At 69.4% G+C, this 20,754-nt stretch carries 14 protein-coding genes; 8 read left to right on the forward strand and 6 right to left on the reverse strand.

The annotated features are described in order from the left end of the window. Window positions 1-7: 7 nt before the first annotated feature. A complete protein-coding gene (locus AB0M27_RS00370; RefSeq protein WP_365716313.1) occupies window positions 8-880 on the reverse strand; it encodes a phosphatase PAP2 family protein in 873 nt (290 codons plus the stop codon). Window positions 881-948: 68 nt separating this feature from the next. Next, window positions 949-1,983: a LacI family DNA-binding transcriptional regulator gene (locus AB0M27_RS00375; RefSeq protein ID WP_365716315.1), complete on the reverse strand. Its 1,035-nt coding sequence runs from the start codon at window positions 1,981-1,983 to the stop codon at window positions 949-951. Between the two features lie 382 nt (window positions 1,984-2,365). Here AB0M27_RS00375 and AB0M27_RS00380 point away from each other — a divergent pair, with 382 nt between their 5' ends. The 7 genes from AB0M27_RS00380 (at window position 2,366) to AB0M27_RS00410 (ending at window position 15,460) form a co-directional block, all read left to right on the forward strand. Continuing rightward, window positions 2,366-3,649, forward strand: a complete 1,284-nt coding sequence (locus AB0M27_RS00380) for an extracellular solute-binding protein (protein WP_365716317.1) — start codon at window positions 2,366-2,368, stop codon at window positions 3,647-3,649. A 100-nt stretch (window positions 3,650-3,749) separates the two neighbouring features. Beyond that, complete coding sequence (locus AB0M27_RS00385; RefSeq protein ID WP_365716319.1) at window positions 3,750-4,754, forward strand: sugar ABC transporter permease; 1,005 nt, start codon at window positions 3,750-3,752, stop codon at window positions 4,752-4,754. Window positions 4,755-4,773: 19 nt separating this feature from the next. Then, window positions 4,774-5,679, forward strand: coding sequence for an ABC transporter permease subunit (locus tag AB0M27_RS00390; protein ID WP_365716321.1), 906 nt, complete (start codon window positions 4,774-4,776; stop codon window positions 5,677-5,679). Window positions 5,680-5,874: 195 nt separating this feature from the next. Then, window positions 5,875-7,602 (forward strand): glycoside hydrolase family 13 protein, encoded by a 1,728-nt coding sequence (locus tag AB0M27_RS00395; protein ID WP_365716323.1) that lies wholly within the window; start codon window positions 5,875-5,877, stop codon window positions 7,600-7,602. 155 nt (window positions 7,603-7,757) lie between these two features. Next, window positions 7,758-9,134 carry an alpha-amylase family protein gene (locus AB0M27_RS00400; protein ID WP_365716325.1) on the forward strand — a complete coding sequence of 459 codons (1,377 nt, stop codon included), beginning with the start codon at window positions 7,758-7,760 and terminating at the stop codon, window positions 9,132-9,134. Between the two features lie 516 nt (window positions 9,135-9,650). Continuing rightward, window positions 9,651-15,062 carry a pullulanase-type alpha-1,6-glucosidase gene (gene pulA, locus AB0M27_RS00405; protein WP_365716327.1) on the forward strand — a complete coding sequence of 1,804 codons (5,412 nt, stop codon included), beginning with the start codon at window positions 9,651-9,653 and terminating at the stop codon, window positions 15,060-15,062. Between the two features lie 32 nt (window positions 15,063-15,094). Next, on the forward strand, window positions 15,095-15,460 hold the full coding sequence (locus AB0M27_RS00410) for an isomerase (RefSeq protein WP_365716329.1): 366 nt from the start codon (window positions 15,095-15,097) through the stop codon (window positions 15,458-15,460). Window positions 15,461-15,466: 6 nt separating this feature from the next. Here the strand turns inward: AB0M27_RS00410 and AB0M27_RS00415 are convergent, their stop codons facing one another. The 4 genes from AB0M27_RS00415 to AB0M27_RS00430 all read right to left on the reverse strand — a co-directional run bounded on the left by AB0M27_RS00415 (window position 15,467) and on the right by AB0M27_RS00430 (window position 20,121). Further along, window positions 15,467-16,156, reverse strand: a complete 690-nt coding sequence (locus tag AB0M27_RS00415) for a TetR/AcrR family transcriptional regulator (protein ID WP_365716331.1) — start codon at window positions 16,154-16,156, stop codon at window positions 15,467-15,469. A gap of 36 nt (window positions 16,157-16,192) precedes the next feature. Continuing rightward, window positions 16,193-17,251, reverse strand: a complete 1,059-nt coding sequence (locus AB0M27_RS00420) for a PDR/VanB family oxidoreductase (RefSeq protein ID WP_365716333.1) — start codon at window positions 17,249-17,251, stop codon at window positions 16,193-16,195. Continuing rightward, window positions 17,251-18,129, reverse strand: a complete 879-nt coding sequence (locus AB0M27_RS00425) for a metal-dependent hydrolase (protein WP_365716335.1) — start codon at window positions 18,127-18,129, stop codon at window positions 17,251-17,253. Before AB0M27_RS00425 ends, AB0M27_RS00420 begins: the two co-directional genes overlap by 1 nt. 78 nt (window positions 18,130-18,207) lie before the next feature. Next, entirely contained in the window at window positions 18,208-20,121 is a 1,914-nt protein-coding gene (locus tag AB0M27_RS00430) for a hypothetical protein (RefSeq protein ID WP_365716337.1), read from the reverse strand. 172 nt (window positions 20,122-20,293) lie between these two features. Here AB0M27_RS00430 and AB0M27_RS00435 point away from each other — a divergent pair, with 172 nt between their 5' ends. After that, on the forward strand, window positions 20,294-20,695 hold the full coding sequence (locus AB0M27_RS00435) for a hypothetical protein (RefSeq protein ID WP_365716339.1): 402 nt from the start codon (window positions 20,294-20,296) through the stop codon (window positions 20,693-20,695). Window positions 20,696-20,754: the final 59 nt, after the last annotated feature.

The following is a 20,754-nucleotide window of genomic DNA, read 5'->3' on the forward strand; positions in this document are numbered from 1 at the left end:
GCGGCGCTCAAGCCCGAACCGCCGCCCGTTCCGGCTCGGGCCTGCGGACCGGCACCACGCGGGGCAGCGCGTACGGCAGCGTGCCGTACCACACCCGCGCCACGGTGAACCCGAAGGCCAGGCAGAGCGCACCGCCCACGGCGTCCAGCCAGAAATGGTTGGCCGTGGCAACGATGACCAGCAGGGTGGCCGCCGGGTAGAGCAGGCCCAGCACCCGCACCCACAGTACGGACGCCAGCGCGAAGATCGTCAGCCCGCACCACAGCGACCAGCCGATGTGCATCGACGGCATCGCCGCGTACTGGTTCGACATGTCCTTCAGATCGCCGGAGGCCATCGAGCCCCATGTGTGGTGCACCATCACGGTGTCCACGAAGTGCCCGCCGCGCATCAACCGAGGCGGTGCGAGCGGGAACAGGTAGTAACCGAGCAGGGCCACACCCGTCGTCGCGAAGAGCACGAGCCGGGCCGCCGCATAGCGGCCGGGATGCCACCGGTACAGCCACACCAGGACACCGATCGTGATGACGAAGTGCAGTGTGGCGTAGTAGTAGTTCATCCCGATGATCAGCCAAGTCACCGAGTTCACGGCATGGTTGACGGCCTGCTCGACGGCGACGCCCAGGTGGTGCTCGACCCGCCAGATCCAGTCGGCGTTGCGCAGCGCCTTGCCCCGCTGCTCCGGGACGGCGTTGCGGATCAGTGAGTACGTCCAGTAACTCACCGCGATCAGAAGGATCTCGAACCAGAGCCGGGGCCGGCGCGGGCGCCGTAGCCGGCCGACGAGACCCCGCGCACCTCTTCTGTCCTCACTCGTGACGGCCTGTCGAACGGCCACCTCCTCGCGACCTTCCGACTGCGTCACGGTCGAGTCACTCATAGGCATCAAGTCTGCCAGAAAAGGGTCCTTCGACCGATCATCCCAAGGTCGGGTCCGCCGCGCACCTTCTACGACATACGGACGACGTTCGGCGCCGAAGCGGTCGAACCGCGCACCACCAACTCCGGCATGAACACGAACTCGCTGTGCGGCGCGGGCGTCCCGCCGATCTCCTCCAGCAACGTGCGCACCGCGGCCTGGCCCATCGCCGGCACCGGCTTGCGGACCGTGGTCAGCGGCGGGTCGGTGAAGGCGATCAGCGGAGAGTCGTCGAAGCCCACCACCGACACGTCCCGGGGCACCTCCAGACCCCGCTGCCGGGCCGCCCTTATCGCACCGAGCGCCATCATGTCGCTGGCACACACCACGGCCGTGCAGTCCCGCTCGATCAGCGCGGTCGCCGCCGCCTGACCACCCTCCAGCGTGTACAGCGAGTGCTGGATCAGCTCGGTCTCGATCGCCTCGGCGGCGAGCCCCAACTGGTCCTGCATGGCCCGCACGAAGCCCTCGATCTTGCGCTGCACCGGCACGAACCGCTTCGGCCCGAGCGCGAGCCCGATCCGGGTGTGCCCGAGCGAGGCCAGATGGGTCACCGCGAGCGTCATCGCGGCCCGGTCGTCGGGGGAGATGAACGGCGCCTGCACCTTCGGCGAGAACCCGTCGACCAGCACGAACGGCACGCCCTGCGCCCGCAGTCGCTCATAGCGCTGCATGTCGGCGGTGGTGTCGGCGTGCAGCCCGGAGACATAGATGATCCCGGCGACCCCGCGGTCCACCAGCATCTCGGTCAGCTCGTCCTCGGTCGAGCCGCCCGGGGTCTGCGTGGCCAGCACCGGCGTATAGCCCTGGCGGGTCAGCGCCTGGCCGATGACCTGGGCCAGCGCCGGGAATATCGGGTTCTCCAGCTCCGGAGTGATCAGACCGACCAGCCCCTCGCTGCGCTGCCGCAGCCGCACCGGGCGCTCGTAGCCCAGGACGTCCAGCGCGGCGAGCACGGACTGGCGGGTGGTGGCGGCGACGCCCGGCTTCCCGTTGAGGACCCGGCTGACAGTCGCTTCGCTCACCCCCGCCTGCGCAGCGATGTCGGCAAGCCGTGTGGTCACGGCACCGGACTGTACCGGTCGTATGTCGCCTTGCCCACCGGCCGGACGCCGGGCACGGGCAGCCGAACGGCCCGCCGTGGGTTGCTGCCTCATCGCGCTCCCTCGAATTCATGGTGGCAAGAGCTTGCAGAGTCTTGCACAAGTACCGTCGTCGCCGCCCCACCGGCCCCAATGCGCGGTTGCGCCGGGGTCGAGCCCCGGTCACGGGCGGGTAACCATCGTGTTCCCTTGCACTTTTTTTCTGCAAGGTCTTTCGCAACGCTTACATCGCTGTTACGTTCCTGGTCGCCCGGCCGCCGCAACGGCGCTGTCGGCAAGACCGCAGGGACGGCGGACGGGACCGCCCCTGCCTCACTCGGGCTTAAACCCTCAAGGAGAACTCATGCGGCGTGGCATAGCGGCCTCCGCGCTGGTGGCGTCCCTCGCCCTCGCGGCGACGGCCTGCGGCGGCGGGAGCAGCGACAGCGGCAACGGCGACAAGGCCGGCGGCCCGGTGACCATCACCTGGTGGGACACCTCCAACGCCACGAACGAGGCGCCGACGTACCAGGCCCTGATCAAGCAGTTCGAGGCTGCCAACAAGAACATCAAGGTCAAGTACGTCAACGTCCCCTTCGACCAGGCGCAGAACAAGTTCGACACCGCGGCCGGCTCCAAGGGTGCCCCGGACGTGCTGCGCTCCGAGGTCGGCTGGACCCCGGCCTTCGCCAAGAAGGGCTACTTCCTGCCGCTGGACGGCACCGAGGCCCTCACCGACCAGGCCAAGTTCCAGCCCAGCCTGATCAAGCAGGCCCAGTACCAGGGCAAGACCTACGGCGTGCCGCTGGTCACCGACACCCTGGCCCTCGTCTACAACAAGGCCCTGTTCAAGAAGGCCGGCATCACCGAGGCCCCCAAGACCTGGGACGAGCTGAAGTCCGACGCCGCCAAGGTCCAGGCCAAGACGGGCCAGTTCGGCTACTGGGGCTCCACCCAGGCCTACTACGCGCAGACCTTCCTCTACGGCGAGGGCACCGACACCGTCGACGCCGCCGCCAAGAAGATCACCGTCGACTCGGCCGCCGCGAAGAAGGCCTACGGCACCTGGCTGAGCACGTTCTCCGGCAAGGGCCTGCACAAGGCCGACACCACCGCCGACGCCTACGCCCACATCCAGGACGCCTTCGTCAACGGCCAGGTCGCCGCGATCATCCAGGGCCCCTGGGAGATCACGAACTTCTACAAGGGCAGCGCCTTCAAGGACAAGTCCAACCTCGGCATCGCCACCGTCCCGGCCGGCTCCAGCGGCAAGGCGGGCGCCCCGACCGGCGGCCACAACCTCGCGGTCTACGCCGGTTCGGACAAGTCCCACCAGGAGGCGGCGCTGAAGTTCGTGAAGTTCATGACCTCGGCGGCCTCCCAGGAGACCATCGCCCTGAAGAACTCCACCCTGCCCACCCGTGAGGACGCCTACACCGCGCAGGTCAAGGCCGACCCTGGCATCGCCGGCTACCAGGCCGTCCTGCCCGCCGCCCAGCCCCGCCCGGAGCTGCCGGAGTACAGCAGCCTGTGGGGTCCGCTCGACACCGAGCTGCCGAAGATCGCCGGCGGCAAGGAGTCGCTGGACAAGGGCCTGAGCAATGCCGAGGTCGCCATCACCAAGCTGGTGCCCGACTTCAGCAAGTGACGCCCGCGTGGCCGTCGGATCCTCTCGAAGGAGGGGAAGGATCCGGCGGCCACCGCCCTGTGCCCGGCCCAACCCCTGATCGTTTTGAAGGTGTCGAACCATGACAGTCGCCATCGACCGCGCGACCGGCAAGCGCCGCGGTGACCGCGCGCCTCGGCCCGGGCTGGGGCAGCGCATCAAGAACGGCTACCAGAAGTACTGGTACGCCTACGCGATGATCGCCCCGGTGGTCGTCGTGCTCGCCGTGATCGTGGGCTATCCGCTGATCCGCGGTGTCTACCTGACGCTCACCGACGCCAACAGCCTCAACTCCGCGCGCACGATCGGCGTCAACCACATCCCGGCCACTTACAAGTTCATCGGGCTCGACAACTACAAGGACATCCTGTTCGGCCCGCTGTCGTACGACCGGTTCTGGTCGCACTTCCTGTGGACCGTCGTCTGGACGGCCGCCTGTGTGGCCCTGCACTACACGATCGGCCTGGGCCTCGCGCTCATGCTCAACGAGAAGCTGCGCGGCCGCACCTTCTACCGTGTGCTGCTCGTCCTGCCCTGGGCCGTGCCGACCTTCGTCACCGTCTTCTCCTGGCGGATCATGCTCTCCGACTCCGGAGTGATCAACCAGATCCTGCACGCCGTCCACCTGCCCCAGCCGCAGTGGCTGGAGGACACCTTCTGGCAGCGGTTCGCCGCGATCATGGTCAACACCTGGTGCGGTGTGCCGTTCATGATGCTCTCGCTGCTCGGCGGACTGCAGTCCATCGACTCCTCGCTCTACGAGGCCGCGGAGATGGACGGCGCCGGCGCCTGGCAGCGCTTCCGGCACGTCACCCTGCCGGGGCTGAGGTCCGTCAGCTCCACCGTCGTCCTCCTCGGCATCATCTGGACCTTCAACCAGTTCGCCATCATCTTCCTGCTGTTCGGCCCGACCAGCGCCCCCGACGCCCAGATCCTCGTCACCTGGGCCTACTTCCTGGGCTTCGGACAGCAGCCGCGCGACTTCGCCCAGTCCGCCGCGTACGGCGTACTGCTGCTGTCGATCATCACCGTCTTCACCTCCTTCTACTTCCGCTGGCTGAAGCGCAATGACCAGCTCGCCGTCTGACGCCGCAGGAGCCGCCGCCATGAGCACCACGACCCTGGAAAAGACCGAGGCCGGGCCGATCCCCGCCGCGCAGCCCCCGCGCCGGACCCGCCGGCGCGGCGAACGCGGCCCGGTCGGCGCCGCCCTCCTGCACGGCGGTCTCGCCGTCGCGAGCCTGATCGCGCTCGCCCCGGTGGCCTGGCTGATCTTCCTGTCGCTCGGCCCCGAGAAGGACGACTACCTGCACCCGGCCAAGATCGCCGGCAAGCTGTCGTTCTCCAACTACAGCTTCGTGCTCCAGCACACCGGCTTCTTCGACTGGTTCAAGTCGACGATGATCGTGGCCCTCGGCACCACCCTGATCGGTGTCCTCGTCGCCGCCACCACCGGCTACGCGGTCTCCCGGATGCGCTTCCCCGGCTACAAGCAGCTGATGTGGGTCCTGCTGCTCACCCAGGCCTTCCCGATCGCCATCCTGATCGTGCCGATGTACGAGATCTTCAGCCGGCTCGATCTCATCGACACATACTGGGCGCTGATCGTCATCAACTGCACCACCGCCGTGCCGTACAGCGCCTGGCTGCTCAAGGGGTACTTCGACACCATCCCCTTCGAGATCGACGAGGCCGGACGCGTCGACGGACTGACCCCCTTCGGCACCTTCTTCCGGCTGATCCTGCCGCTGGCCCGGCCGGGCCTCGCCGTCGCCGCCTTCTACAACTTCATCACCGCGGTCGGCGAGGTCGCCTTCGCGACCACGTTCATGCTGGACGACTCCAAGTACACCTTCGCCGTCGGTCTGCAGACCTTCGTCAGCGAGCACGACGCCCAGTGGAACTACATGGCCGCCACCGCGGTGCTGATCGCGATACCCGTGTCGGTGTTCTTCTACCTCGTGCAGAAGAACCTCGTGACCGGCCTCACCGCCGGCGGCACCAAGGGCTGACGCCCCCGGGACTCCCGCGCGCCTCACCGCGCGGGTAGGCGGCCGCGGTGTCCATCCGACCCCGCTGTCACCGCGGCCGCCTCGCACACCCCGGCCCACCCGCATCCGCCGCCGCACCCACGCGCCCATGACCCGAACTCCTCCCCACGCCCGGCCGCGCTCGCGCGGGGGGACCCCCATCACACCAAGGACGCCATGAGCCAGCAGCCCCCCGCCGCACCGGCCCACCACTCCGCCGTCGTCGCCGCCGTCGCCGACCGCCGCCGCGACTGGTGGCGGGACGCGGTCATCTACCAGGTCTATCCGCGCAGCTTCGCCGACAGCAACGGCGACGGCATGGGCGACCTGGAAGGCGTACGCTCCCGCCTGCCGTACCTGCGCGACCTCGGCGTCGACGCCGTGTGGCTCAGCCCCTTCTACGCCTCCCCGCAGGCCGACGCGGGCTACGACGTCGCCGACTACCGTGCCGTCGACCCGATGTTCGGCAACCTGCTCGACGCCGACGCGCTGATCCGCGACGCCCACGAGCTGGGACTCAGGATCATCGTCGACCTCGTGCCGAACCACTCCTCCGACCAGCACGAGTGGTTCAAGCGCGCCCTCGCCGAGGGCCCGGGCTCCCCGCTGCGCGAGCGCTACCACTTCCGTCCCGGCAAGGGGAAGAACGGCGAACTCCCGCCCAACGACTGGGAGTCCATCTTCGGCGGCCCGGCCTGGACACGGGTGGCCGACGGGGAGTGGTACCTGCACCTCTTCGCGCCCGAGCAGCCCGACTTCAACTGGGAACACCCGGCCGTCGGTGACGAGTTCCGCTCGATCCTGCGTTTCTGGCTGGACATGGGCGTGGACGGCTTCCGCATCGACGTGGCCCACGGCCTGGTCAAGGCCGACGGCCTGCCCGACCTCGGCTCCCACGACCAGCTCAAGCTGCTGGGCAACGATGTCATGCCGTTCTTCGACCAGGACGGCGTCCACGCGATCTACCGCCAGTGGCGCACGATCCTCGACGAGTACGCGGATAAAAAGGGGCCTGAAGGGCCTTCGTCAGAAGGGCGGTGGTGGGAGACGGGCGGGCGGATCTTCGTCGCCGAGGCCTGGACCCCGACCGTCGAGCGCACCGCCAACTACGTCCGCCCGGACGAGCTGCACCAGGCCTTCAACTTCCAGTACCTCAGCGCGGAATGGGACGCGAAGGAGCTCCGTACGGTCATCGACCGCACGCTGGAGGCCATGCGCCCGGTCGGCGCCCCCGCCACCTGGGTGCTGTCCAACCACGACGTCACCCGGCACGCCACCCGCTTCGCCAACCCGCCCGGCCTCGGCACCCAGATCCGCACGGCCGGGGACCGGGAGCTGGGCCTGCGCCGGGCCCGTGCCGCCACCCTCCTCATGCTCGCGCTCCCCGGCTCGGCGTACATCTACCAGGGTGAGGAACTGGGCCTGCCGGACGTCGTCGACCTGCCCGACGAGGTCCGCCAGGACCCGGCGTACTTCCGTGGCGCCGGCCAGGACGGCTTCCGCGACGGCTGCCGGGTGCCGATCCCGTGGACCCGTACCGGATCGTCGTACGGCTTCGGCAGCGGCGGCAGCTGGCTCCCGCAGCCGGCGAGCTGGGGTGAGCTGAGCGTGGAGGCACAGACGGGTGACCCCGGCTCGACGCTGGAGCTGTACCGCACGGCCCTGGCCGTCCGCCGGGCCCGGTCCGACCTGGGCGCGGGCGACGCGGTGGAGTGGCTGCGGGCCCCCGAGGGCGTCCTGGCCTTCCGGCGGAACGAGTTCGTGTGCGTCACTAACACGACCGGCGAGTCCGTGACGACCCCCTCCTACGGCCGTGTCCTGCTCACCAGCGGTGAGGTGACCGAGGCCGACGGCGAGACGAAGGTGCCGGCGGACACCACGGTGTGGTGGACGACGGTGGCCTGACGGTCCGTCGACAAGTTCTTGCATCAACTTCACAACGGCCCGCTGCCTTTCAGGCAGCGGGCCTTTAACATCTGCGTCACCGCAAGTTTGCTGAAACATTGCAGCAAGCGCCTTCAGCGGTCTTTCCACAGCCTTCAAGGACGAAGGACCCCCACATGGCACGCAGAACCCTCCCCGCGGCGCTCGCCCTCGCAGCCGCCGTCACGGTTGGCATGAACCCGACCATCGCAGAGGCCTCCCCGCCCGGCACCAAGGACGTCACGGCCGTCATGTTCGAGTGGAACTACGCCTCGGTGGCCCGCGAGTGCACCACCACCCTCGGCCCCGCCGGCTACGGCTACGTCCAGGTCTCCCCGCCCGCCGAGCACATACAGGGCTCCCAGTGGTGGACGTCGTACCAGCCGGTGTCGTACAAGATCGCGGGCCGCCTCGGCGACCGCACGTCCTTCAAGAACATGATCGACACCTGTCACGCGGCCGGCCTGAAGGTCGTCGTCGACACCGTCGTCAACCACATGTCGGCGGGCAGCGGCACCGGCACCGGCGGCTCGTCGTACACGAAGTACGACTACCCGGGCCTGTACTCGGTCTACGACTTCGACGACTGCATGTCCCAGGTCACCAACTACCAGGACCGCTGGAACGTCCAGCACTGCGAACTGGTCGGCCTGGCCGACCTCGACACCGGCGAGGAGTACGTCCGCAAGACGATCGCCGGCTACATGAACGACCTGCTCTCCCTGGGCGCCGACGGCTTCCGCATCGACGCGGCCAAGCACATCCCGGCGGACGACCTGGCGAACATCAAGTCCCGCCTCACCAACCCCTCCGTCTACTGGAAGCAGGAGGTCATCTACGGCGCGAACGAGGCCGTCCAGCCCTCCGAGTACACCGGCGACGGAGACGTCCAGGAGTTCCGCTACGCCTACGACCTCAAGCGCGTCTTCAACAACGAGAAGCTGGCCTACCTCAGCAACTTCGGCGAGGGCTGGGGCTACCTCGGCAGCTCGGTGGCCGGCGTCTTCGTCGACAACCACGACACCGAGCGCAACGGCAGTACCCTGAACTACAAGGACGGCGCCAACTACACCCTGGCCAACGTCTTCATGCTCGCCTGGCCCTACGGCGCCCCCGACATCAACTCCGGCTACGAGTGGTCCGACGCGGACGCCGGCCCGCCCAACGGCGGCCAGGTCAACGCCTGCTGGCAGGACGGCTGGAAGTGCCAGCACGCCTGGCCGGAGATCATCCGCATGGTCGCCTTCCGCAACGCGACCCGCGGCCAGTCGGTCACCAACTGGTGGGACAACGGCAACAACGCGATCGCGTTCGGGCGGGGGAGCAAGGGCTATGTGGCGATCAACCACGAGTCCGGCAGCCTGACCAGGACGTACCTGACGTCCCTGCCCGCGGGCACGTACTGCAACGTGCAGAACAACACGACGGTGACGGTGAACTCCAGTGGGCAGTTCACCGCCACCTTGGGCTCGAACACGGCGCTCGCGATCTACGCCGGGAAGTCGAGCTGCTGAGTAACGACAGGTGGTCCCTGGTCGCCACCCAGGCGCGGCGACCAGGGATCACTGCGCAGGCACTCGAGTCGTCGCGGATCGGCGCTCAGCCTATTCCACCGTGCGTCGGACGAGGCACAGCGGTTGGGCGTTGATGCAACGGTCTTCAGACTCGGCGAACGTCCCGGGACAGAGGTCAATCTGGGATGCGAAGAACTCGCGCAAGAGCCAAGCCGAGTTCGTCCGCTCCTTCTGTGGCTTCGCTTGAAATCCGGACGAGAACGCAGCAATAGTCGTCGCGGTAGGACAGGTCGCCAGACCCGGGCCCCTGGCCCCATCGCGACCCCTGCCGTCCGGCGAGCGCTCCAGAAGGGGTCAGCCTTCAGCAAACAGTGACTGTGGAGCAGTTGAGGAGCGTACGTCAAGGTTGACGTTGAAACTCCTTGCTATGGATTTCAAGGGTCTTGCTGTAAACCTTTCGCCAGCGGTACGGTCGCGCGGGGTCGGACCCAAGAGAGCCGCAATCGCAAGGAGTTCATGCCTGTGATACCGAGAAGGCAGGCGCCCCCGACGCGCCGCACCGCCCATGCCAGACGGGTCGCGGCCGTCGCCGTCGCCGCGCTCGCCGCAGCCCTCGTGCAGCCGCTCGCGGCCCGGGCCGCCACCCCGCTGGCGCCTCCGTCGGAGGCGAAGCTCGCCGCCGTACCCGCCCGGCACGACGACACCCGCGAGCAGTTCTACTTCGTCATGCCGGACCGTTTCGCCAACGGTGACACGTCCAACGACAAGGGCGGACTGACCGGCTCCCGGCTCAGCACCGGCTACGACCCCACCGACAAGGGCTTTTATCAGGGCGGCGACCTCAAGGGCCTGACCAAGAGGCTCGACTACATCAAGGGGCTCGGCACCACCGCCATCTGGATGGCGCCGATCTTCAAGAACAGGCCCGTGCAGGGCACCGGCGCCAACGCCTCCGCGGGGTACCACGGCTACTGGATCACCGACTTCACCCAGGTCGACCCGCACTTCGGCACCAACGAGGACCTGAAGACCCTCATCTCCAAGGCCCACGCCAAGGGCATGAAGGTCTTCTTCGACGTCATCACCAACCACACCGCCGACGTCGTGGACTACCAGGAGAAGTCCTACGACTACCTCTCCAAGGGCGCGTTCCCGTATCTGACCAAGGACGGCAGGCCCTTCGACGACGCCGACTACGCGGACGGCAGCCGGACGTTCCCGGCCGTATCCAACGGCTCCTTCCCGTACACGCCGAAGGTCACCAGCCGGTCCAAGGTCCCGGCCTGGCTCAACGACCCGACGATGTACCACAACCGGGGCGACTCGACGTACGCCGGCGAGTCCACCACCTACGGCGACTTCTCCGGCCTGGACGACCTGTGGACCGAGCGTCCCGAGGTCGTCCACGGCATGGAGAAGATCTACGAGCGGTGGGTGAGGGACTTCGCCGTCGACGGCTTCCGGATCGACACCGTCAAGCACGTCGACATGCCGTTCTGGACCCAGTGGGCGACCGCGCTCGACAAGTACGCCGCGGCGCACGGGCGGAAGAACTTCTTCATGTTCGGCGAGGTCTACTCCGCCGACACGAACATCACGTCCCCGTATGTCACCCAGGGCCGCCTCGACGCCACCCTCGACTTCCCCTTCCAGGACGCGGCGCGGGCCTACGCCTCCCAGGGCGCGAGTGCCCAGAAGCTGGCGAGCGTCTTCGGGGACGACTACAAGTACACGACCGACAAGGCCAACGCGTACGAGCAGGTCACCTTCCTCGGCAACCACGACATGGGCCGCATCGGGTACTTCCTGAAGCAGGACAACCCGAAGACGACCGACGCCGAGGTCCTGAAGAAGGACGAACTCGCCAACGAGCTGATGTTCCTCAGCCGCGGCAACCCGGTCGTCTACTACGGCGACGAGCAGGGCTTCACCGGCTCCGGCGGTGACAAGGACGCCCGCCAGACCATGTTCGCCTCCAAGGTCGCCGACTACCTGGACGACGACGAGATCGGCACCGACCGCACCCACGCCAGCAACTCGTACGACACCAGCGCGCCGCTGTACGAGCAGATCGCCGAGCTGTCGGGGCTCCGCAAGGCCAACCCGGCCCTGACCGACGGAGTCCAGACCCAGCGCTACGCGGCCGACGGCGCCGGCGTCTACGCCTTCACCCGCACGGACGCCAGGACCGGCCAGGAGTACGTGGTCGCCCTCAACAACGCGGGCGAGGCGAAGTCGGCCACCTTCGCCACCGGTTCCGCGGACATGGCGTACCGGGGCATCTACGGCGCCACCGACTCCGTGACGTCCGACGGCGACCGCAAGGTCAGCGTCACCGTCCCCGCCGAGTCCGCCGTGGTCTACAGGGCGTCCGGCACCCTCGCGAAGCCCGCCGCCGAGCCGACGATCACTCTGAAGGCCCCGGCCGCAGGAGCCACCGGCACGGTGGAACTCGGCGCCGATGTCGACGGCGGTCAGCTCGACCGGGTCGTCTTCGCCGCCCAGGTCGGCAACGCCCGGTGGCAGGTGCTCGGCTCCGCCGACCACGTCCCGTACAAGGTCAACCAGACCCTGGGCAGGGACGTCCCCGCCGGGACCGCGCTGCGCTACAAGGCCGTCGTGGTCGACTCGGCCGGGCACACCGCGAGCGCCACGGCGAGCAGCACCTCCGGCACCCCACCCGCGCCCGAGGTCCCCACGGCCTCCTCCCGCGACTACGCGATCGTGCACTACAAGCGCACCGACGGCGACTACGACAACTGGGGCCTGTACGCCTGGGGCGACATCGCCGACGGCGAGGCCACGAACTGGCCGGCCAGCCACCCCTTCACCGGCCGGGACGCCTACGGCGCCTTCGCCTGGGTCAAGCTCAAGCCCGGCGCGTCCAACGTCGGCTTCCTGGTCATCGACAAGAACGGCGACAAGGACGTCTCCGCCGACCGGAGCATCGACGTCACCAAGACGGGTGAGGTCTGGGTCGAGCAGGGGAAGACGGACGTACTGACCCAGAAGCCCGGCTATCCCGCGCAGGACAAGACCAAGGCGGTCATCCACTACCACCGGGTCGACGGCGACTACGAGGGCTGGGGCCTGCACGTGTGGACGGGTGCCGCGAACCCCACCGACTGGTCGAACCCGCTGAAGCCGGTGAAGACTGATGCCTATGGCGTGGTCTTCGAGGTGCCGCTCACCGAGGGTGCCACCAGCCTCAGCTACATCATCCACAAGGGCGACGAGAAGGACCTGGCAGCGGACCAGTCCCTCGATCTCAAAGCCAGCGGCTACGAGGTGTGGCTGTTGAACGGTCAGGAGAAATACCTGCTGCCGCAGCCGGCGGGCAGCTCGGCCGCCCTCGACCTGAGCACCTCCAAGGCGGTCTGGATCGACCGGGACACGGTCGCCTGGAACGGTGTGGAGGGCGCCGCCTCCACCCAGCTGCTGTACTCCCGGGGCGGCTCGATCGCCGTCAAGGACGGGATGCTGACCAGCGACGACGAGCGCTGGATCCGGCTGGAGAAGACCACGCTGACCGACGCCCAGAAGGCGAGGTTCCCGCATCTGAAGGACTACACCGCGTGGTCCGTCGACCCGCGTGACCGGGACCGGGTGCGCGCGGCGCTGAAGGGCCAGCTCGTCGCCTCCCAGCGGGCCGCCAACGGAGCCGTGCTGGCCGCGACCGGCGTGCAGATCGCGGGCGTGCTGGACGACCTGTACCCAAGCGCGACCAAGGCGCAGCTCGGCCCGGTCTTCCACGGCGGAAAGCCCACCCTCTCCGTGTGGGCGCCGACCGCGCAGAGCGTCGTGCTGGAGCTGGACGGCTCGACCCACCCCATGCACCGCGACGACACGAGCGGCGTCTGGTCGGTCACCGGCCCGGCGTCCTGGAAGGGCAAGCCCTACCGGTACGTCGTCAAGGTCTGGGCGCCGAGCGTCCGCAAGATGGTGACCAACAGGGTCACCGACCCCTACTCGGTCGCTCTCACCGCGAACTCCGAGCGCAGCCTCGTCGTCGACCTGAACGACAAGGCCCTGGCCCCGAGCGGCTGGTCGGCCCTGCGCAAGCCCAAGGCCGTACCGCTGAGGGACGCGCAGATCCAGGAGCTGCACATCCGGGACTTCTCGGTCGCCGACAAGACGGTCCCTGCGAAGGACCAGGGCACCTACCTGGCCTTCACCGACAAGGGCAGCGACGGCTCCAGGCACCTGAAGGAGCTGGCGAAGTCCGGCACGTCGTACGTGCACCTCCTGCCCGCCTTCGACATCGCCACCATCCCCGAGAAGAAGGCCGACCAGGCGAGTCCCGACTGCGACCTGGCCTCCTACGCGGCCGACTCCGACAAGCAGCAGGAGTGCGTGGCGAAGACCGCCGCGAAGGACGCCTACAACTGGGGCTACGACCCGTACCACTACACGGTGCCCGAGGGTTCGTACGCCACCGACCCGGACGGCACGGCCCGTACGGTCCAGTTCCGCAGGATGGTGCAGGCGCTGAACGAGGACGGCCTCCGGGTTGTCATGGACGTCGTCTACAACCACACGGCGGCCAGCGGCCAGGCGGACACCAGCGTGCTGGACAGGATCGTGCCCGGTTACTACCAGCGGCTGCTCGCCGACGGCTCGGTGGCCAACAGCACCTGCTGCTCCAACACCGCACCCGAGAACGCGATGATGGGCAAGCTGGTCGTGGACTCGATCGTCACCTGGGCGAAGGAGTACAAGGTCGACGGGTTCCGCTTCGACCTCATGGGCCACCACCCGAAGGCCAACATCCTCGCGGTCAGGAAGGCCCTCGACGCGCTGACACTGGAGAAGGACGGCGTCGACGGCAAGAAGATCATCCTGTACGGCGAGGGCTGGAACTTCGGCGAGGTCGCGAACGACGCCCGCTTCGTGCAGGCCACCCAGGCGAACATGGCCGGCACCGGCATCGCCACCTTCTCCGACCGTGCCCGAGACGCGGTGCGCGGCGGCAGCCCCTTCGACTCCGACCCCGGCATCCAGGGCTTCGCGTCCGGGCTGTACACCGACCCCAACTCGTCCACGGCGAACGGGACCAAGGAGGAGCAGAAGGCGCGCCTCCTGCACTACCAGGACCTGATCAAGATCGGTCTGACCGGAGACCTGGCGAAATACCATTTCACGGACACCGACGGCAAGGAGGTCACCGGAGCCGAGGTCGACTACAACGGCTCGCCCGCAGGCTACGCGGACGCACCCGGCGACGCCCTCGCCTATGTGGACGCTCACGACAACGAGTCGCTGTTCGACGCCCTGACCTACAAGCTCCCGAAGGACACCTCCGTCTCCGACCGGGCCCGGATGCAGGTCCTGGCGATGGCCACGGCCGCTCTGTCGCAGGGGCCGGCCCTGTCCCAGGCGGGTACCGACCTGCTGCGCTCGAAGTCGCTGGACCGCAACTCCTTCGACAGCGGGGACTGGTTCAACGCCATCCACTGGAACTGCGCCGACGGCAACGGCTTCGGACGCGGACTGCCCATGGCGGCCGACAACCAGTCCAAGTGGGAGTACGCCAGGCCGCTGCTCACCAGCGTCAAGGTGGGCTGCGAGCAGATCACCGGCACCTCCGCCGGCTACCAGGACCTGCTGAGGATCCGGACCACCGAGAAGGCGTTCTCGCTCGGCACGGCCACGCAGGTGCAGGACCAGCTTTCCTTCCCGCTGTCGGGGAAGGACGAGACCCCGGGTGTGATCACCATGAAGCTCGGTGACCTGGTCGTCGTCTTCAACGCCACACCGGAGCGGCAGGAGCAGAAGATCGGCGACCTGGCCGGGACGCGGTACACGCTGCACCCGGTGCAGGCCTCCGGCGCCGACCCGGTGGTGAAGACCTCCGCCTACACGGCCGGCTCGGGCACTTTCAGCGTCCCGGCGCGGACCGTGGCGGTGTTCACCAGGGCGGCGAAGTAGGGTCGGGGCGTCGTCGTAGAACAGGAGTGCCCATGCCGCAGATCACCGTCGACTATTCCAGCCCGGTGGAGGACGCCTTCGAAGTCGACGGCTTCGCCCGGGCGCTGCACGAGACGGTCGTCGACATCGCGGCGGCCAAGCCGGAGTCCTGCAAGACGCTGATCCGGTACGACTGCCTCTCCGTCTTCGGGTACGAAGATCCCGAGGAGGAAGGGCACGCCCTCGTGCACGTCACCATCGGTCTCCTCGCCGGCCGCGACGAGGAGACCAAGGCGAGGCTGACGGAGGCCACGCTGGAACTGCTCCGCAGGTACATCGAGCCGGAGGACGGGATCACGCTGCACGCCTCCGCCGAGGTCCGCGACCTCGACCCGTCGTACCGGAAGTTCGAGCGGTAAGGACCGCTAGGAACCGAGGGCGATCAGCCGGCCGACGAGCTCCGCGAAGGGGCCGTCGGCCGGCTCGTCCTTGACCATCTCCTTCAGCAGCGTCGCCATGTCCTCGTCGTAGGCGGCGCTGACCGCGGCCAGCGCGGCGAAGTCGTGCACCAGCTGGAGCTCCAGTTCGGCGCGCGGGATGCGCCGGCCGTCCAGCCAGATCAGTGCCGTGGACTCGGCGAGCGAGATCCAGGAGCGGACGACCAGCTCCAGGCGCGGGGAGGCGTCGGTGACGCCGAGGTGCGACAGGATCTGCTCGTACGCGGCCTGGCGTACGGAGTCGATGAGGGCGTTCGTCGCCGAGGAGCCGACGGCCGGGCCGCCGCGCATCAGCGCCGAGAAACCGGGGCCGTGCTCGTCCACGAAGTCGAAGAAGCGGCCCATCACCCGCAGCAGCCGCACGCCGAGCGGGCCCTCGTGCGGCTCGGCGAAGCGGCCCGCGAGGTCCTCCGAGGCACGCTTCAACGCCGCCTCGTACAGGCTGAGTTTGCCGGGGAAGTAGTGATACACGAGCGGGCGTGAGATGCCCGCGGCCGACGCTATCTCGTCGATGGAGACCTCGTCGGGCGAGCGTCGGCTGAACAGGTCGAGGGCGACGCCGATCAACTGCTGCCGCCGCTCCTCGACACCCATCCTGCGGCGAACCCCGGTACTCATGCGAACACCTTACCGATCGGATTCGGCCGCAGGTGTTCACATGTCGAGCACCAAACGATCGCTGCGGGCCCGCGAGACGCAGATCAGCATCGAGCCGGCGCGCTCCTCGTCGGTCAGCAGCTCGTCCCGGTGGTCGATCTCTCCTTCCAGTACCCTCTGTTGGCAGGTCCCGCAGAAGCCCTGCTCGCAGGAGTAGGCGGTGCCCGGCAGTTCCCGGCGTACGGCGGCCAGCACGGTGGAGTCGGGGGGCACGGTCAAGGTCCGGCCGCTGCGCCTCAGTTCGACCTCGAACTCCGTGTTGCCGTCGGACGACGTACGGGGCGCGAACCGTTCGAGTCGGACGTCCGGGAAGCGTGCCGCGACGGCCGCCATGAGTCCCTTGGGACCGCAGGCGTAGACGGCGGCCCCCTCGCTGACCTCCAGCGCGTCGAGGTCCGGCCGCCCCTCCACGATGGTCACCCTCCCGCGGGCTCGGCTTCGCTCGCCTGGGGGGACCCCCATGCCGCCCAGCTTCTCGACTTCCTCCAGGAACGGCATCGAGGCCCGGTCGCGCCCCGCGTACAGCAGCCGCCACTCGGCCCGCTCCGGCAGGGCCCGCAGCATCGGCAGCAACGGGGTGATCCCGATCCCGCCGGCGACGAAGACGTACGACGGCGCCTCGACCAGCGGAAAACGGTTCCGCGGCCCCCGCACCTCAAGTTCCATGCCCTCCGTGACCTGCTCGTGCACCTCGCGCGAGCCGCCCCGCCCGTCCTCCACCATCCGGGTCGCGACCGTGTACGAGGAGGTGTCCTCGGGGTCCCCGCACAACGAGTACTGCCGGACGAGCCCCGACGGCAGGACGAGGTCGAGATGGGCTCCGGGCTCCCAGCAAGGCAAGTCCCTTCCTTCGAGGCGGAGTTGGACGACGCCTTCGGCCACCGTCTCGCGAGAGGTCACCAGCAGCCGCAGCGCACGGGAGCGCGGCCGGCCCGAGGTGGGCTTCTCCAGCGCGGGCATCGGCCACAGCGGTGAGGCCTGGATGCGGCGGCGCAGGGCCCGCCGGGTCAGCAGGGCGGCGCCCGCGACGAGCACGAGGTTGCGCAGCTTCGGCATCAGGCGGCCCTCTTCTCCGCCGCCGTGGCCGCCGGGGAGGAGGCCAGGTAGGCGACGGCCTGCTCGGTGTCGCCCTCCTGCGAGGGGTGGTAGTCGCGGCTCAGATAGCGGGGGATGGACCTGAGCATGTCCCCGGTCCCGGGCAGCAGGCCCCGCCGGCCACGCACGTAGAAGTCCTTGAAGGAGGCCTTGCCGTCGATGAGGGTCGGGTCGTTCTCCATGAAGAACCGCGCCCCGCGCTGCCACAGGAACACCAGCGCCGAGAAGGCCGTCGCCCAGGTCCGCACGCGCCGGCGGTAGCTGCCGTCGACGTGCATGAACAGCTCGAAGGCGACGGAGCGGTGCTCGACCTCCTCGGCGCCGTGCCAGCGCAGCAGGTCCAGCATGGTCGAGTCGGCGCCGCGCCGGTCCAGTTCCTCGGCGTTGAGCACCCAGTCGCCGAGGAACGCGGTGTAGTGCTCGATGGCCGCGATGAGCGCGACCCGCTCCATCAACCACCACCTGCGCGCCCTGCCCGGCGGCAGCGTCCGGTCGCCGAGCAGCTTCTCGAAGAACCAGTCGACCTGCGCGGTGTACGGCGTCGGATCGAGCCCCTGCTCGCGCAGATGCGGCAGCACCTCGTCGTGGGCCTGGGAGTGCATGGCCTCCTGGCCGATGAACCCGATGACGTCCTCGCGCAGCCGCTCGTCGCGGATGTACGGCAGCACCTGCTTGTACACGTGCACGAACCACCGCTCACCGGCGGGCAGCAGCAGGTGCAGCACGTTGATGGTGTGCGTGGTGAACGGATCCTCCGGCACCCAGTGCAACGGCGTGCCGTCCCAGGAGAAGGACACCTTGCGTGCCTTGAGCGGCACCCGGGCCTGCGTGTTAGACATGGCGTCAATGTACTGATGGGTAGGTGTGCTGAGAACCCCTGGGACAACCCTTATTTACGCCGCTGTCAATAGAGGGCTCTACCGCAACCCGCTGATCTCGGTCCCGTCCGCCAGCGTGCCCTTAAGCGAGGCCTGGGCCCCCTTCTTGGCCCGCGCGACCAGGAACTGCCCCTGCCCGGCCGCGGTGACTCCGCCGCCAGCCTGGATCGACGCCGTGTCCTTGTCGCCCGCCGCCAGCAGATACCAGTGCCCGGCCGCGGACTTCCACAGCACCCCGGCGAGCACATGGGCATCACGCGGACCGCAGGCCCGCGCGTCCGTGCCCTTGGCGACCGCCGCCCCCACCGCCGCGCCCGGCGTGCGGAACTGGGCCAGCGCGGCCGTACCGTCGCCGCGCCAGGTCTCGGCCCTGGTGCACACCCATCCGCTGGCCCCGCTGCCGTCGGGCAGCGGCTGGTCGGCGAACGCCCATGCGTTGACGCTGCGCACCCCGGCGGACCGCTCCGCCTGCAGCGAGCAGGCGAACGGCGCCCAGGCCTGCAGCCCGGCGGCGCCGGACGCCTCGCCCGCCGATCCGGGCCGCCCGGCGGTCAGGCGGGCCGGTACCAACTCGCCCAGGTCGGTGGTGAGTTCGGTGCCCGAGGCGTCGGTCAGCTGGAGCACGGTCCAGGAGGTGCAGCCGCCGGGCCGCAGCGCGGGGCTGGCCAGCGGCGCGGTGATGCCGTCGGTGACGGTCAGCGGGGTCGCGTCCGCGTCCGGCTTCGTCAGGTCCCGCGAGGCCGCCTTCTTCACCCACGGCGCGGTCAGATAGCGGACATTGCTGTCGGAGCGGCCCAGCACCAGCGTGCTCGCCTCCGCGCCGGTCGCGCCGTCGACCCGGGCGAAGTCCAGGGCCGCGCCCTGGGTGCCGTCGACCGGCTCGGCGTACCGGGCGATGCGCAGACCGTCGTAGAACATCACCACGCGCGCGTTGTCGACCTGGCCCGCGTACAGCAGCTGGGGTGGACCGGCCGGGCCGCCGGTCTGGGTGCCGGGGGTCGCGGAGACCCGGACCTTGGCGCCGGGGCGGGCCCACACCGCGAGGGCGCGGCGCAGCAGGGCCGAGTCGCCGGTGAGCGGACCTCGCGCGGGCCACACCGAGAAGTCGGCGCGGGCGGCGGTCTTCCAGTCGGCGGGGGAGACCCGGACCAGCCGGCCGGGGTCGAGGGCGGCCTCGGCGGCCGGGTTCTCGGCGTAGGAGGGCGCGGCGGCGCCGTCCGGGCCCCAGCCGCCCTTGGGCAGGGCGACCAGCGCCCCGCACACCGCGAGCGCGGCGGCGGCGGCGAGGGCGGCCTTGGTGTGCTGGCGGCGGCGCATCAGATCGGTGGGCCGGGCCTGGAGCAGACAGGGGTCGAACTCGGGGGAGGAGAGCAGCGCGGGCTGGGTGGGCACGCCGTTCGCGGAGGCCAGCGCGCCGCCCGGGTCGTCCACCCCGGCGGCGGTGAGCAGCTTGCGGATCCCGGCGTCGGGCAGCTTCTCCAGACCGCGCAGCACATACGCGGCGCGGGCCGGGCCGGACAGGGCGGACAGCCGCTGCTCCAGGGCGAGTTCGTCGGCGCCCCCCGAGCGCGGGAAGAGCCTGAGGCCCCACACCTGCGGCAGCAGCGGCGGCAGCTGGGAGAGGCGGGGCAGGCCCTTGCGGGGCCGGGCCGTCTCCAGGGCCGTACGCAGGACGCGCTCGCGCAGGAAGGAGTACCCGGGATCGCCGTCGCGCCCGGCGGCCTGGGCCGGGATCGCGGAAAGCTGCCCCCGGCCCCTGGGCAGGGCGCGCTGGACGAGCGCGTGTGCGGTCAGCACCCGGCGGCTGCGGCCGAGGCCCGGCGGCAGCACCAGATAGGCGATCCGGACCAGCCGTGGATAGTGCTCGACGAGCGCGGCCTCGGCCTGCCCGACATCGACCGGTCCGGAGTTCTCGGAGGTGCGTGCGTGACGCTGGGCTACATGTGACTGCACATCATGAAGAACGAGTGGGCCGTGAGTTGGTCACCAACGGATGGGTGATGCGGTCAGCCGACGGCATCGCCGAAGGTGTGGCTCAGGACGTCACCGCATTTGAGCGCACCGCGACCCGGAGCCGTATCCGAAGGAGCTGAGGCATGCTTGGCCCACAGGACCGGAGGATCAGATGAGGGTGACACGACTGCTGCCGGCCGCCGCTGCCGTACTGGCGCTGGCGGGCTGCGGCTCGGGCGGGGACACCAGGGCGGTCCCGCCCACCGCGACCGGCAGCCTGGAGAGCCTGGCCGCCGAGGTGAAGTGCAAGCCGAACATGCAGACCGACGCCGACGACATCCGCCAGGCCATCTGCAACAACAGCGACGGCAAATTCATCCTCGCCACCTTCGCCACCGACCGCGGTCAGCGCGAGTGGATCAACGACGCCAAGGACTACGGCGGTTACTACCTCGTCGGCCGCAAGTGGGTCGCCGTCGGCGACGACGGGGTCGTCAAGGCGCTGCGGGGCACCCTCGGCGGGGACGTGGAGCTGGGCACGAACCATGCCGCCCATGCCGGGCACGGCGGCTGAAGACGCGGGAAGGCCGGTGACGGGAGGGGGTCCGTCACCGGCCTCGTTCTTGGCCCGGT

This window comes from Streptomyces sp. NPDC052107, from assembly GCF_040680215.1.
Taxonomy (GTDB): Bacteria; Actinomycetota; Actinomycetes; order Streptomycetales; family Streptomycetaceae; genus Streptomyces.